The following is a 14,348-nucleotide window of genomic DNA, read 5'->3' as shown; positions in this document are numbered from 1 at the left end:
CGCCGTGACGCATGCTTCGTACGAGGCGGCCGACGCGCTGCTCGACCCCCGGGCCCACGCCGACGGACGCGCGGACGGGATCTGGCGGGAGATGCGGGCCTCCCACCCGTGGGTCCGTCACGAACCCGACGGGTACCCGGCCTTCTGGTCCGTGACGCGCTATGACGACGTCCGCTCCGTCTACGCCGACCCCGAGAGCTTCAGCTCCCAAGGGGGCGTCCTGCTTCGCCCGTCGGCGAACGGCGAGGACCCCGGCACCGGACTGACCCTCGCGCTGACCGACCCGCCACGCCACAACGGCCTGCGGTCCATGCTGGCCCCGCACTTCAACGAGCGCAGCGCCCGCGCTCTTGCGGACCGCCTGCGCCAGGACGTGCGCGAGGTGCTGGCGCGAGCGGCGGACAGCGGGGAGTTCGACTTCGCCCACGACGTCGCCGGACGGCTGTCGAGCCTGCTGATCGCCCGCCTGCTCGGCGTGCCGGACGCGGACCTCGACACGGTCGTGCGGTGGATCGAGGAGGCCTTCGCCGCGGCCAAGCCGATGACCAGCCACGTGCCGCTGACCAGGTACGTCATCGACCTGATGGAGCAGCGGGACGAGGAGCCGGCCGACGACGCGATCAGCCTGCTCCTGGACGGCGAGGTCGACGAGGAGCTCCTCACCGAGACGGAAGTCCTCCTCAACTGCGAGAACCTCCTCGGCGCCTCGGAGAACGCGGGCCTGTCCATCGCCGCGGGAATGGCGGCGCTCCTCGACCACCCCGAGCAGTGGCACGACCTCCGCGAACACCCCGAGATCCAGGCGGGCGCCGTGGAGGAGATCCTCCGCTGGGGCAGCAGCGCGACGCACAGCATGAGAACGGCCACGAGCGACATGGAAAGGGACGGCCAGCGGATCCGGAAGGGCGAAAGGGTCGTTCTCTGGGTGCGTTCCGCGAATCGCGACGAGAAGGAGTTCGACCGGCCGGAGGAGTTCGACCTGCGCCGTAGACCCAACCGTCATCTCGCTCTCGGATTCGGCCCGCACGTCTGCATCGGCCAGACGATGGCGCGTCACCAAAGCCGAATTTTCCTCGACGAGTTGGTGACATCCGTGGCCTCTTTCGAGCAGACCGGACCCGTCACTCCACTGGCGTCGATAGCCGTCAACGGGCCGGCCCGGCTTCCTATGCGGCTGAAGTTGAAGTGAATATTCCGCATTGCGGTCAGGTGGCGTCCAATTGCCTTGACAGGCAAAGACGTTTCTTGATTTTGTTTGAATCGGTTTCGTGCCACGAGGCGACGATCCGCGAGGTGACGATTGCAGGAGTCGGCAATGAAGATCGCAGTGGTGGGCGGCGGTTCCACGTACACACCGGAACTCGTCGACGGATTCGCCCGCCTTTTCCCGCAGGCGGATCTGTGCCTGGTCGACCCGGTCGCCGATCGCCTCGAAGTGATCGGCGGGCTCTCCAGCAGGATCTTCGGTGACTACGGAGCCTCGGGCCGCGTCACCTGGACCAGCGACCTCGACGCCGGCCTCAGCGACGCCGCCGTGGTCATCCTCCAGCTCCGCGTCGGCGGACAGCAGGCCCGGATCAGCGACGAGACCCTCCCGATGAGCTGCGGCTGCGTCGGTCAGGAGACCACCGGCTTCGGCGGTCTCGCCAAGGCCATGCGCACGGTCCCCGTCGTCCTGGACATCGCCGAGCGCGCGGCGCGCCTCGCCGCGCCCGGCGCCTGGATCGTCGACTTCACCAACCCCGTCGGCATCGTCACCCGCGCCCTGCTGGACGCCGGCCACCGCGCGGTGGGCCTGTGCAACGTGGCGATCGGGTTGGAGCGCTGGATCGCCGGGATGCTCGACGTCGAGCCGTCGTCGGTCCTGCTCGGACACGTCGGGCTCAACCACCTGACGTGGGAGCGGGCCGTGTACGTCGACGGGGTCGACCGCCTGCCCGAGCTCCTGCGGACCCGGCCCGAGGAGCTGGCCGCCGAGGTCGGACTGCCGCCCCGGACACTGCTCTCCACCCGGTCCCTGCCCTCGTACTACCTGCGCTACTTCTACTGCCACGACGAGGTCGTCCGCGAGGACACCGGCCGCCCCACCCGGGGCGAGCAGGTCGCCGCGATCGAGTCGGAACTGCTCCGGATGTACGCCGACCCGACGCTCAGCAAGAAGCCCAAGCTTCTGGAGGAGCGGGGCGGCGCCTACTACTCGGAGGCGGCGGTCGGGCTGCTGTCCTCGCTGCTGAACCCGAGCGCGGCGGGCCCGCACGCCGTCAACGTACGCAACAACGGCACCCTGCCGTTCCTCTCCGACGACGCCGTCATCGAGGTGACCTGCGACGTGGACACGAACGGCGCCCGCCCCCGGCCGGTCGCCCCGGTCGAGCCGAGCATGTCCGGCCTGATCGCCTCGGTCGGCGCGTACGAGGAACTCGCCCTGGACGCGGCGATACGCGGCGGCCGCGAGCGCGTCTACGCCGCACTCCTCGCCCACCCGCTGATCGGCCAGCACCAGGCGGCGGAAGAGCTCACGGACAAGCTCATCGCGGCCAATGCCGAACACCTGGCATGGGCTCGCTGAAGCCCGCCCCCCTCATCGACAGCGGACGCAAGGGCCACACGCGGGCCGGTACCACTGACCAAGGATCGGACACACGAAGCATGACCATGCACGACGACGAGATCATCATCGAGGACGAGGCCGTCCGTGAGCTCATCGCCACCCAGTTCCCCCAATGGAAGGCGCTGGAGGTCCGGCGCCTGACGTCGAGCGGCACGGTGAACGGAATCTTCCGCATCGGCGACGAGCTGGCGGCCCGCTTCCCGCTCCAGGCGGTGGACCCCGAGGACTGCCGGGAGACCCTCCAGCGCGAGGCCCGGGCCTCGCAGCGGTTCGCCGAGCACTGTCCGGTCGCGGCTCCGCGCCCGGTCGCCCTCGGCGAGCCGGGCAGCGGCTACCCCCTGCCGTGGTCGGTCCAGACCTGGGTCCCCGGCGAAGTCGCCACCGCGGGCTTCGGCGGATCCCCGGACTTCGCCCGCGACCTCGCGGGTCTGATCAAGGCGCTGCGGACCGCCGACACCGAGGGCCGCACCTTCCAGGGCGACAAGCGGGGCGGCCACCTGCCCGACCACGACGAATGGGTCGAGCTCTGCTTCGAGAAGAGCGAGGGCCTGCTCGACGTGCCCCTGCTCCGCCGGCTCTGGAGCCACTTCCGCGCGCTCCCCGACAAGCCGGGCGACGTGATGACCCACGGCGACCTGACCCCGAACAACGTCCTGGTCGAGGGCGGCCGGCTGGCCGGCGTCCTCGACAGCGGCGACTTCGCCCCGGCCGACCCCGCCCTCGACGTCATCGCCGCGTGGCACCTGCTCGACGACCCGTCTCGCGCGGTGTTCCGCGAGGAGCTGGGCTGTGACGACCTCGAATGGGAGCGCAGCAAGGCGTGGGCGTTCGAGCAGTGCATGGGCGCGATCTGGTACTACATCGACACCAACCCGGCGATGTACAACATGGGTCGTACCACCCTCGCACGCATCGTCTCCCACACCCAGGTCTGAGTTTCGAGCACAGTCATCGCGAGGGAGGAAGAACGTGTTGAACCGTACTGCCCTGACGCCCGGGGAATGTGAGCAGCTGGACACCGAGGGATATGTGGTCCTCCTCGACGTGTTCACTCCGCAGGAGTGCGACGAGCTGGGCGACGAGATGGACACGGCGTGGGAGAAGTTCCGCCTCCACGAGATCAGCGATTCCGAGGAGGGCGTCCGTTTCGTCGACAACGCCCTGTACTACTCGGCCAAGGTGCAGGACGGCCTCCTGCACCCGCTGCTCCTCGACGCCGCGAGCCAGATGGTCGGACCGCGGCTCCTGCTGAACCTGATCAACGGCCGCTCGCCCGCCGCGGGTGCGGCGGGCCAGCCGCTGCACGTCCTGGACCGCCGTCGCGGGCGGCCCTTCGACAAGTGCAACGCAATCTGGTGCCTCGACGAATTCACCGCCGAGAACGGCGCGACGCGCGTCATCCCGGGTTCCCACCTGGACGACACCGCCGCACTGGCCCGGATGGGCGACCCGATGGACGCCCACCCGGACGAGGTCATAGTCGAGGCGCCTCGCGGTGCCGTCATCATGCACAACTCGCACCTCATCCACAGCGGTCGCCCGAACGCCAGCGGCGCCGACCGCCGGAGCATCCACGCGGCCTACACGCACCCCGCGATCCCGACGCACTACGACTGGACGGCGCTGCCGCCGGCCATCGTCGCGGACCTGTCGGAGCAGGCGTTCGACCTGCTGGGCCTGAGGGAGGCGGCGCTCGACGTGGAGGGCCTCGTAGCCCGGGTCTGAACCACGCGGAGAGGGAAGGCGCGGCGCAGCCGGGACACACCGGCCGCCCGCGCCTTCGGCGATCCCGGACAGTGTGACGAGACATCCTCCGTACGCCCTTCGCGTCCCTCCTCGGTCACGCGGTCCGACGACGAAAGTCGAGGTCGCGCCCGCGCCCGCGCCCGCGTCCGCGCACATGCGTCTACCGGCCGGCCGCCTCCGCGATCGTCACGAGGCAGGTCTCGCTGATGACCGCGCCTCGCCGCCGCTTGACCGTGGCGGAGGCGAGCCCGAGGTCGATGCTGCGGCAGCCGAGCTCGAAGGCGTACCGGACGGGGCCGTGGATCATCGCCTGGAGGTAGGCGAACTCGCGGCCGGGCACGTCGTCGGCGAGCCCGATCTCGTACCCCCCCAGGACCTCGCCCTGGACGGCGAAGAAGGAGACCGCGACGAGGCGGCCCGTGTCGTCGCGGACGACACTGGCGTGGCAGGCGCCCTCGCCGAAGGCGCGGACCCATTCCCGGAGCCGGAAGAGGCTGAGGCGGGGGTGGTCGACGACGCCGTACTTCGCCTTGACGGCGAAGACCAGCGGGGCGGCCTCTTCCAGCACGGAGGCGGCAGGCACCCGGGCCGCCGGGTAGCCGAGGGCCTCGAAGCGGCGCCGGTCCTTGCGGCAGCGCTCCCGCTGCGAGGGGCTCAGCGCGGCGATGTGCTGCTCCGGGTCGTCGCCGGTGAGGTACAGGTCGGCGGTCTCGCCGAGGGTACGGACGAGGGCGCGCGGCCCGATACCGGCGGCGAACGCCTCGGCCTCCTCGCGGCGGACGTGCAGGGCGACCGGCAGGTCCCCCGCCTCGTCGGCCTCGCCGAAGACCTGGGCGGCGAGGGCCGCCTGCACGCGCGCGGTCTCCTTGTCGTCCAGGCGGGCGTCGGTCACCGCACCGGCGGCCAGGTCGCGGCAGCCGCCGACGACGGCCCAGCGCCGCGAGTCCTCCGGGACGGGCCGCTCCAGCTGCTCGCCGAGTTCGTTCAGGTCGTAGAACCCTCCGGAGAAGCGGGCGGAGGACGGACGGTGGGCACCGAGGGCGCCGATGACCCGCCCGCCGGTCAGGGCCACGGCCCAGCGGGTCCGCCACCGGCCGTCCCCGTCCATGGAGGCGAGGCGGCGCGGCGAGAGGCTGACGGAACGGGGGCGACAGGTGACGTCGAGCAGCTCCGCGGGGAAGGTCTCGCGGGTCTCGACGGTGAGGGGGTCGCTGTGGTCGGTCACGCCTCTCCCTTGCTCGGATGACGGCTGATACTCCCCAACTGCCAGGGGTGTGAAGGATGTTAGGTGCTGACACAGGAGGTGTCAGCAATCAAGGGGAAGGTTCTCGAATGCGGAGACAATCCCCATCCGAGTTCGGCCAATCGTCGAAAACCAGCCATCGCCCTGGCCCTGGCCAACGCCCTCGACACCAACCGAACGGGCAGCCATGAGGGTCTGGTTCCTCCGCCGCGGAGGCGATACGGTCGCCTGATGACCGATGCGGACGGCCACTTCTCGAAGCGGGTGGCAGAGCGGTACGACGATGCCCAGGGACCCCAGTTCCAGAAGGAGGTCATCGAGCAGACCGCGGATCTCCTCGCGGAACTCGCGGGGGACGGCAGGGCCCTGGAGCTGGGGATCGGGACGGGGCGCATCGCGCTGCCGCTGGCCCGGCGGGGCGTCCCGGTTCACGGCATCGACATGTCCCGGGCGATGGTGGACCGCATGCGCGCCAAGCCGGGCGGTGAGCAGATCGGCGTGTCGATCGGCGATTTCGCCGCGACCAGGGTGGACACGACGGCCGAGGGGCCCTTCTCCCTGGTCTACCTCGTCTTCAACACCATCATGAACCTGGCGAGCCAGGAGGCCCAGGTCGCCTGCTTCCGCAACGCCGCCGAGCACCTGGCGCCCGGGGGCTGTTTCGTCGTCGAGGTGCTGGTCCCGGAGCTCCGCAAGATCCCGGCCGGGCAGAACATCGTCCCGTTCCGCACCGGTCCGCGCGAGTGGGCCTACACCGTCTACGACACCGTCACCCAGGACGCGACCTGCCACTACATCGAGATCGCGGAAGACGGCCACGGCGAAGCCAGGACGATCCCCTTCCGCTACGTCTGGCCCTCGGAGCTGGACCTGATGGCCCAGCTCGCCGGCCTGCGGCTGCGCGACCGCTGGGACGGCTGGACGCGCCTGCCCTTCACCGAGGACAGCGCCCAGCACGTCTCCGTCTGGGAGAAGCCGATCAGCTGACCCCCGGGAGAAGGGGCCGGGTGCTCGTCGAGCGCCCCTTCTCCCGGGGCGACCCGGGCAGCTTTCCTGATAGGCAGAGGATGTTCGATCGTCCGTCCGTCCGGCCGCCTAGGATGACCCCGTGACCCCAACGGTTCCCGCCTTTTCCCCGGCCTCGCCGAGCACCGCCCGGGCGATCAACGACCGGCTGGCGCTGCGGCTCCTGCAGGACCAGGGCCCGCTGACAGCCGCCCAGCTCAAGGCGCTCACCGGCCTCTCGCGTCCGTCGGTCGCGGACCTGGTCGACCGGCTCGCGGCGGCCGGGATGATCAAGGTGGTGGGCGAGACCGGCGTACAGCGGCGCGGACCCAACGCCCGCCTGTACGGCATCGTCGCCCGCCGCGCCTTCCTCGCCGCCCTCGACGTACGCACCGACAGCGCGACCGCGGTCGTCACCGACCTGGTCGGCCAGCCCCTCACCCGGACCCCGCTTCCGGTGGACGCGCCCGAGGCGGCCGTGGTCGAACTGCGCCGGGCGGCCCGCGAGGTGGGTGCGGCCGAGCTGCACACCGTGGCGGTCGGCGCGCCCGGCCTGGTGTCCCCGGCGACCGGCGAACTGCGCGACACCAGCGGCCTGCCGGCCTGGCACCGGGAACTGGTGGCCGCGCTCCAGCGGGAGTTGCCCGCCCGGATCCTGGTCGAGAACGAGACCAACCTCGCCGCCGTCGCCGAGCAGCGCTGCGGCGTCGCCCGCGACCTCGACTCCTTCGTGCTGCTCTGGCTGGGTGCGGGCGTCAGCGCCACCGTGGTCCTGGACGGCCGACTGCGCCGGGGCGCGTCCGGTGGCGCGGGCGAGATCGGCTTCCTGCCCGTACCCGGCACCGCCGGTCTGCCCTCCGCCACCGACTGCGGCGGCGGCTTCCACGCCCTCGCCGGGCGCGAGGCGGTGGCGTCACTGGCGGCGGAGCACGGGTTCGCGGGGCCGGTGGAGGAGGCGGTGGCCGGCGCTGCCGGCGAAGCCTTCCTGGAGGCCTTGGCCGAACGGCTCACCCTGGGCGCGGCAGCCGTGGCGGCGGTGCTCGACCCGGGCTGTGTGGTCCTGGGCGGCGAACTCGGCCTCGCGGGCGGCCCCGCCCTGGCCGCCCGCGTCGCCACCCGCCTGTCGGCCCTCACCCCGGTTCCCACGGAGGTCAGGGCCACCACCCTCGGCGGCGACGCGGTCCTGGAGGGCGCCCGCCTGTCCGCCCGCGACGCGGCCCGGGAGGCGCTGCTCGGCGGGAGGTGAGGGACCTCCGAGGACCACCACGCCCCTCCCCGGGCCGGCGCCGCCCCTGCCCCAGGGCGCGGGCTGCGATTCAGGCCGCGGCGCGGAAGACGTACGCCGTCATCGGAGCGGTGACCGGCCCCGGGCCCAGCCGGGCCTGCATCTCCTCGGTGACGGCGGCGCGGACGGCCGGTCCGTCGCCGCGCTCCTCGACGGCCGCGCGCACCGGTGTTCCGGTGAGGTACCCGACGGCAAGGTCGGCGGTCGACGCGGCACGGCCCTGGAGCGTCAGCTCCTGCTCGTCCTCCACGGTGAACCCGGCGGCCGCCAGATCAGCGGCCACGACAGCGGGGTCGGCGTAGCCGTGCGGAACCATCCGGAAGAACTGCGGCGGGTCGACCGGAAAGGCCCGCTCCAGCCCGGCCTGCAGCGCGACTTCGAAGGCGTGCGCCGCCAGCGGGCCCCAGGTGTTGAACAGGAACCGGCCGCCCGGAGCGAGCACCCGGCGGACCTCCGTGAAGGCCCCGACGCGGTCGGGAAAGAACATCACGCCGAACTGGCAGACCACCAGGTCGAAGCCGTCGTCCGGGAACGGCAGCCGCTGCGCGTCGGCCTGCCGCCAGAGCGCGCCCGGGGACCGGGCCGATCCGAAGGCGACCATGGCCTCGTTCAGGTCGGTGGCCGTCACCGTGGCCGACGGCGCCGCCGTGAGCAGGGCAGACGTCAAGACTCCCGTCCCCGCGGCCAGTTCGAGGATGCGCCGAGGGCGCAGCGCCGCCGCCCTGGCAGCCAGGTCCTCGGCGAAGGGCCGGAAGACCACCGGCACGAGGTACTGCTCGTAGGCCGCCGGCATGGACTCGGACCACCGTCGGTCAGCACTGATTCCTGCCACCCTCATCACGGTAGCGTCGCGTCAGGGACCCTCTTCCCCGCCGCGCCGCCGTGCTCCGCAGGTGCCCGCGTGCGGGCCGGACCGGGCCGCGCTCCACTACGGCGGACCTCTCAGGCCGGCGGGCACAGTGCGGGCAGGGGTTCCAGCCACTCGGCGGGGGTGCACCCGACGATCGCCGGATGGTCGACGGACGGCCTGGCTCCCCACGCTGGTGGCATGACACAGCGGGCGCCCCGGAGCACGCTCCTCCGCTCCTCCGGGATGTCGGGATGCCGCGATGCCGGGATGTCGGGATGCCGGGACGTTGGGATGCCGCGATGCCGCGATGCCGCGATGCCGCGATGCCGGGATGCGCACCGTCGCCTCGACGGCCGTCGAGCGGGCCCGGTGAGCCGAGCGCCACGGCCCGTGCGGGCCGGTGCCCGCCGCCGCCGAGACGCGCGCGCGGCCGACCACGGAGGAAAGGGATCTTGTGAACACCGCATCCGCCCCGGAGACGACGGGTGCCGAGTCGCTGCGCGTGCGTGACACGCTCAAGGCGCTGTACGGGTACGTCCGCCCGCACCGGGGGGCCGTCGTCCTCGGTCTGCTGTCGGCGCTGGCGGGGGCCGCTGGCGGGCTGCTCCAGCCCCTGGCCACGAAGGCGCTGGTCGACCGGCTCTCGTCCGGCGGCACGATCGCCACCGTCCTGCTTGCCCTGACCGTGCTGGTGCTGCTGAGCACGGTGGCAGAGGCGTTCGGCGCCTACGTGCTGGAGCGGACGGCGGAGTCGGTGGTCCTGGCCGCTCGCCGCAGCCTCGTCGGCCGGCTGCTGAGGCTGCGGCTCGCGGCGGTGGACCGGATGCAGCCGGGTGATCTGATGTCACGGGTGACCTCCGACACCACGCTGCTGCGGGCCGTCAGCACCCGCGCGGTGGTCAACGCCGCGACCGGGACGCTGACGCTGATCGCGGCGGTCGTGGTGATGGCCTTCCTGGACGTCGTCCTGCTCGGCGTCGCACTCCTCGTGGTCGCGGTCGTCGCCGCGGGTGCCGCCCTGGCCATGCCGAAGATCGGACAGGCCGCCGAGCGCGCGCAGGAGGCTGTCGGGGAGATGTCCACCGGCCTGGAGCGTGTCTTCGGCGCGTTCCGCACGGTGAAGGCGGCCGGCGCGGAGGAACGGGAGACCGCCCGCGTCACGGCGTCGGCCGAGCGGGCGTGGCACCACGGCGTGCGCGGCGCGAAGTGGGAGGCCCTGCTGGGAACGGCGGACAACCTCGCCGTCCAGCTGGCGTTCCTCGCGGTGCTCGCGGCCGGCGGGGCACGGGTGGCGTCCGGGGACATCCCCGTCTCCACGCTCATCGCCTTCCTGCTGTACCTCTTCTACCTGATGGAGCCGGTGTACAAGCTGGTCGACGCCGCCACCGCATACCAGGAGGGCGCGGCGGCCGTCTCCCGGATCGAGGAGGTGGACCGCCTGGCGGCGGAGCCGCCGGCCACGCGGCAGCCGGTGCGGCCCCGGACTGCGGGAGCCGTGCGGGGCCCGGCCCAGGTCCGCTTCGAGGACGTGTCGTTCCGCTACGCGCCCGGGCTGCCGTACATCCACCAGCAGGTCGACTTCGACGTACCGGGTGCCGGGACGACGGCCTTCGTCGGGCCCTCGGGTGCGGGCAAGTCGACGGTCTTCTCGCTCATCGAGCGGTTCTACGAGACGACCGGCGGGCGCATCCTGCTCGACGGACGGGACATACGGCAGTGGCCGCTGTCCGAGCTGCGGTCCGTCATCGGCTACGTCGAACAGGACGCTCCGGTCCTGGCCGGCACGCTGCGGGAGAACCTGGTCCTCACCGCGCCCGGCGCGACGGACGACGACATCCGCGCCGTCCTCGCCCGGACCCGCCTCGACACCCTCGTCGAGCGTCTCCCGCACGGCCTGGACACCCTGGTCGGACACCGCGGCTCGAAGCTGTCCGGCGGCGAACGCCAGCGCGTCGCGATCGCCCGCGCCCTGCTGCGCACACCTCGGCTGCTGCTCCTGGACGAGGCGACCTCGCAGCTCGACGCCGTCAACGAGCTGGCACTGAGGGACGCCCTCGCCGAGGCGGCACGGGAGACCACCGTCCTGGTGGTGGCGCACCGCCTGTCCACGGTCACGGACGCGGACCGCATCGTCGTCATGGACGCCGGCAGGGTCCGCGCGATCGGCACCCACGAGCAGCTGGTCGAGCGGGACGAGCTGTACGCACAGCTCGCCGCGACCCAGCTCCTGCTTCCGGCGGGGCGCCCCGCCGGGTGAGCTCCGCCGGGTGAGCCCCACTGGCCGCCCCCGCCGTCCGGCGGGGGCAGCCCGGCCGGGTGACGGGGTGGCGCCGGACATCCGCCGGATACCGGTGCACCACGCGACGCATGAGGCTGAGGGCAGCGCCGGCGTAGCCGCGAGCGACGTTCCCGGTGATCGCGCACCCCCGCCCCTTTCCACCGGCCTCAGGTGGAAAGGGGTTCGGCCGTTCCCAGTTCTGAGGTTCCTGAAGCGGGTTTCCAGATGACGTTTGTGCTGATCGTGATCACTGCGGTGGTGGCCGGGTGGTCGCTCGTCGCCGGGCGGCTGGAGGGCTGGCACGTGCGGGCGCCCCTGGTCCTGGTGTTCGCGGGTGTCGTCACGGGCGTGTTCACGCACAGCCAGATCGCTGCCGCGCTCAACTCGGAGATCGCTCTGCGTGTGGTGGAGGTGATCCTCGCCGTCCTGCTGTTCGTCGATGCCACGGAGCTGCCGGGCGGGCGGCTGTTCGGCCGTGATCCCGGCTCGGCCGCCCGGGCACTGCTCGTGGCACTGCCGCTGAGCCTGGTCCTGACGGTCGTGTCGGGGGCCTGGCTGCTGCCGGGGCTGCCGCTGGCGGTGCTGCTGTTGATCGCGTGCATCATCGTGCCGACCGACTTCGCCCCCGCTGAAGTCCTCGTACGCGATCGGCGCATCCCGGAGAAGGTGCGCAGCGTGCTCAACGTGGAGAGCGGCTACAACGACGGGATCGTCTCGCCCCTCTTCCTCTTCGCGGTGATCCTCGCCGGGTCGAAGTCCCAGGCGCGTACGCCCATGGAGGCGTTGGCCACAGTGGTGCCGTTCGCGGTGAAAGCGCTCGTCGTCGGCGCCCTGCTGGGCGCGTTGATCGCGTGGCTGATGAACCTGGCCGACCGTGCCCACTGGACCACCGACCGGTCGAGGCGGACCCTGGTCCTGATCGCACCGCTCCTCACCTACACCGCGACCGTGGCCGTGGACGGGAACGGTTTCGTGGCCGCGTTCGTCTGCGGGATCGCCTTCCGGTACGTACGGCAGGCACCGGTCCGTCGGCACGGCGCTCAGGCTCCCGCCGCCTCGGACTTCCAGCTCATCGAGGACACCAACTCGATGATGACCATGGTCATGTGGTTCTTCTTCGGCAACGCGGTGGTGCTCGCACTGGGTGAGGGCATCGACCGGCCCGTTCTCCTGCTGTCCGCGGCCGCGCTCACCGTCCTGCGGATCCTGCCGATCGCCCTGGCATTCCTCGGCTCCCGGTTCAGCTGGCGCGAACGGCTCATGGTCGGCGTGCTCGGACCGCGGGGCACCACCTCGATCGTGTTCGGCCTGCTCGCGTTCAACGCTCTGCCCCTCGGTTCCTACGCCGACACCGCCCTGGATGCCATGACGCTCGCCGTGCTCGGCAGCGTCCTGCTCCACGGCGGCGGTTCCATGGCCATGGCCCGGCTGCTGGCACCTCGCTCTTCGTCCCCCGCCACTGACTGCGCGGGCCCACCGCCCACCACAGCGCACGCACGGGCCGATGCCGGTCCGGAACGGGCGTGACCGGCCGACCGCCGGACCGCCCCACGACCCACGTTCACGACCCGGGAGGGCACCATGACGTACCCCGAGCTCGCGCCCGGGGCCGAGCTCCCCACACGCGGCGCTCCAACTCCTGGTTATGCGCCGAGAACTGACCGGGCGCGAGACCGCCGCCTGAGGGACCCGTGCGCCGCGCGCCGAAACCGGTGGCGCTTGCGTCAGCGCAGTGGGTGGCGTCCCGCGGGGGTCCTTGGAGCCGGGGCGGGTCACCAAGGCCGCCCGCCCCGGCCCGGCATCAGCGGATGTACTTCGCCGGCCTGGTGGCGGCGTTGAGCAACGCCTCCAGCGGGCCGCGGCGGAAGAAGCGGGACCAGACGGCGGCGAACACGATCGCTCCGAGGATGAGCGCGAGCACGGGCAGCCAGGACACCTGGCTGCTTTCGCCGGCCGGTACGCCCACCGCGGACTGCACGAGGAAGTGGCCGACGTAGGCCGTCAGGGACATGGTGCCCACGGCGACGACCGGCTTCGCCAGGCGGCCAAGGCGCGGCAGGCGGTCCATCAGGACCGTCGCGCCCACGACCACGAGGACGGCGACGCCCACACTGCCGATGATGTCGAACGTGGTGCCGCTGTGCGGCCCGGCGGACAGCAGCTCCGAGGCCGACCGCGGAGTCGGGAAGGACCCGCTGCCGAAGGAGGACGCCTCCTCGTACCCGGCGGAGGACTTCCCGTCCTCCGCCATGCTCCGCAGCGCATCCTTGCCCGCCAGCAGCAGGGACAGCCCGTACGCGCCGACGGTGAGGGCGGCACCGAGCGCGGCCAGGCGCCGCTGGACGGAGACGGCCGACAGGTCGAGGCGGGCCAGCGCCATGCCGGCGACCACGAACGACATCCACGTGATCGCCGGGTAGAAGCCCGTGAGCAGCAGGTCGAGCACACCCACCTCGCTGAGCTTCTTGAGCGGGTCGTAGGCGTTGATGCTCTGCTGGACGGACTCGCCGAGCAGCGAGTTCAGGACGTACGCCAACTGCGGCGTGACGAGCGCGAGCCCTGCGGCGACGACCGCCAGTGTCCTGGCGGACAGCCGCAGCAGGGGCAGGGCGAGGAGGAAGTAGACGCCGTAGAAGCCGAGGATGATCACGCCCCCGTACTCCATCGCCAGCACCGTCCCCAGGGCCAGCAGGACCACGGCGCGGATCGCGATCCGGGCCTTCGCCTGCCGGCCCGCCAGGCCGGTCTTCGGCTCCCGGCGGCCGGCGATCAGCATCAACGAGAACCCGGCGAGGGTGGCGAACAGGACCGACGAGTGACCGTCGGCCAGGTAGCGGACCCAGGTGCCGACACCGGACGTCTCCGACAGGGCCGGACCGATGTGGACGACGTACATGCCGAACACCGCCAGCGCACGGGCCAGATCCACCCCCACCAGGCGTCCGAACGACGGGCCGCCCGGGGCCTTCCCGGCGGACCCGGGCGAGTCCGCGTGCCGTGGAGGCGAGTCGTCCTGCGGAGTCGGTGTCTCCTGCGACGGCTGTGTCTGTGTCATACGAAGAATCTCTGGGTGCCGCAGGGAGGCGGACCATCCGGCAGGCTTCGGTGACACCCCCGCTGACCGGCCGGGACGACCCCGCCGACCGGCGGGCCGGGACGGACGATCCCGGAGCGCACCCCCCGAACGGCTGGAGCTGCCCCGCCAGGTGTCCGGAGTGCAGGGGTGACCAGGCCACCACATACCCTGCCGGGCGTACGGTCGACGTCAGGCGAGCCCCCGTACGAGCGCGCGGAGCGCCCGGGTCCACGGGTCGCCGAGAAGCGGGACAG

Annotated in this window: 11 protein-coding genes; 8 read left to right on the top strand and 3 right to left on the bottom strand. The window is 72.1% G+C overall.

Annotated features, from left to right (window positions below):
- The first annotated feature begins 4 nt into the window (after positions 1-4).
- The 4 genes from LG632_RS02345 to LG632_RS02330 all read left to right on the top strand — a co-directional run bounded on the left by LG632_RS02345 (position 5) and on the right by LG632_RS02330 (position 4,336).
- Positions 5-1,189, top strand: a complete 1,185-nt coding sequence (locus LG632_RS02345; RefSeq protein ID WP_226724625.1) for a cytochrome P450 — start codon at positions 5-7, stop codon at positions 1,187-1,189.
- A 126-nt stretch (positions 1,190-1,315) separates the two neighbouring features.
- The gene (locus LG632_RS02340; RefSeq protein ID WP_226724624.1) at positions 1,316-2,569 is read left to right on the top strand and encodes a 6-phospho-beta-glucosidase; all 1,254 of its coding nucleotides are present in this window, start codon (positions 1,316-1,318) and stop codon (positions 2,567-2,569) included.
- An 80-nt stretch (positions 2,570-2,649) separates the two neighbouring features.
- Positions 2,650-3,546 carry an aminoglycoside phosphotransferase family protein gene (locus LG632_RS02335; RefSeq protein WP_226724623.1) on the top strand — a complete coding sequence of 299 codons (897 nt, stop codon included), beginning with the start codon at positions 2,650-2,652 and terminating at the stop codon, positions 3,544-3,546.
- Between the two features lie 34 nt (positions 3,547-3,580).
- A complete protein-coding gene (locus tag LG632_RS02330; RefSeq protein ID WP_226724622.1) occupies positions 3,581-4,336 on the top strand; it encodes a phytanoyl-CoA dioxygenase family protein in 756 nt (251 codons plus the stop codon).
- 181 nt (positions 4,337-4,517) lie between these two features.
- On the opposite strand, the gene LG632_RS02325 is transcribed toward LG632_RS02330, so the two are convergent.
- Entirely contained in the window at positions 4,518-5,582 is a 1,065-nt protein-coding gene (locus tag LG632_RS02325) for a GNAT family N-acetyltransferase (RefSeq protein WP_226724621.1), read from the bottom strand.
- 249 nt (positions 5,583-5,831) lie between these two features.
- Here LG632_RS02325 and LG632_RS02320 point away from each other — a divergent pair, with 249 nt between their 5' ends.
- Positions 5,832-6,587 (top strand): class I SAM-dependent DNA methyltransferase, encoded by a 756-nt coding sequence (locus LG632_RS02320; RefSeq protein WP_226724620.1) that lies wholly within the window; start codon positions 5,832-5,834, stop codon positions 6,585-6,587.
- Between the two features lie 121 nt (positions 6,588-6,708).
- A complete protein-coding gene (locus tag LG632_RS02315) occupies positions 6,709-7,851 on the top strand; it encodes an ROK family transcriptional regulator (RefSeq protein ID WP_226724619.1) in 1,143 nt (380 codons plus the stop codon).
- Between the two features lie 70 nt (positions 7,852-7,921).
- On the opposite strand, the gene LG632_RS02310 is transcribed toward LG632_RS02315, so the two are convergent.
- Positions 7,922-8,728 (bottom strand): class I SAM-dependent methyltransferase, encoded by an 807-nt coding sequence (locus tag LG632_RS02310; protein WP_226724618.1) that lies wholly within the window; start codon positions 8,726-8,728, stop codon positions 7,922-7,924.
- A 466-nt stretch (positions 8,729-9,194) separates the two neighbouring features.
- Here LG632_RS02310 and LG632_RS02305 point away from each other — a divergent pair, with 466 nt between their 5' ends.
- Together LG632_RS02305 and LG632_RS02300 are read left to right on the top strand one after the other, a co-directional pair.
- Positions 9,195-10,997, top strand: coding sequence for an ABC transporter ATP-binding protein (locus tag LG632_RS02305; RefSeq protein WP_226724617.1), 1,803 nt, complete (start codon positions 9,195-9,197; stop codon positions 10,995-10,997).
- Between the two features lie 246 nt (positions 10,998-11,243).
- A complete protein-coding gene (locus LG632_RS02300) occupies positions 11,244-12,545 on the top strand; it encodes a cation:proton antiporter (RefSeq protein ID WP_226724616.1) in 1,302 nt (433 codons plus the stop codon).
- Positions 12,546-12,819: 274 nt separating this feature from the next.
- Here the strand turns inward: LG632_RS02300 and LG632_RS02295 are convergent, their stop codons facing one another.
- A complete protein-coding gene (locus LG632_RS02295) occupies positions 12,820-14,073 on the bottom strand; it encodes a DUF418 domain-containing protein (RefSeq protein WP_226724615.1) in 1,254 nt (417 codons plus the stop codon).
- Between the last annotated feature and the right edge of the window lie 275 nt (positions 14,074-14,348).

Origin of the sequence: Streptomyces antimicrobicus, from assembly GCF_020532625.1 — a bacterium.
In the GTDB taxonomy this organism is placed as follows: domain Bacteria; phylum Actinomycetota; class Actinomycetes; order Streptomycetales; family Streptomycetaceae; genus Streptomyces; species Streptomyces antimicrobicus.
Note: the sequence above shows the minus strand (reverse complement) of the source record. Positions and strands in the feature narration are given on the sequence as shown.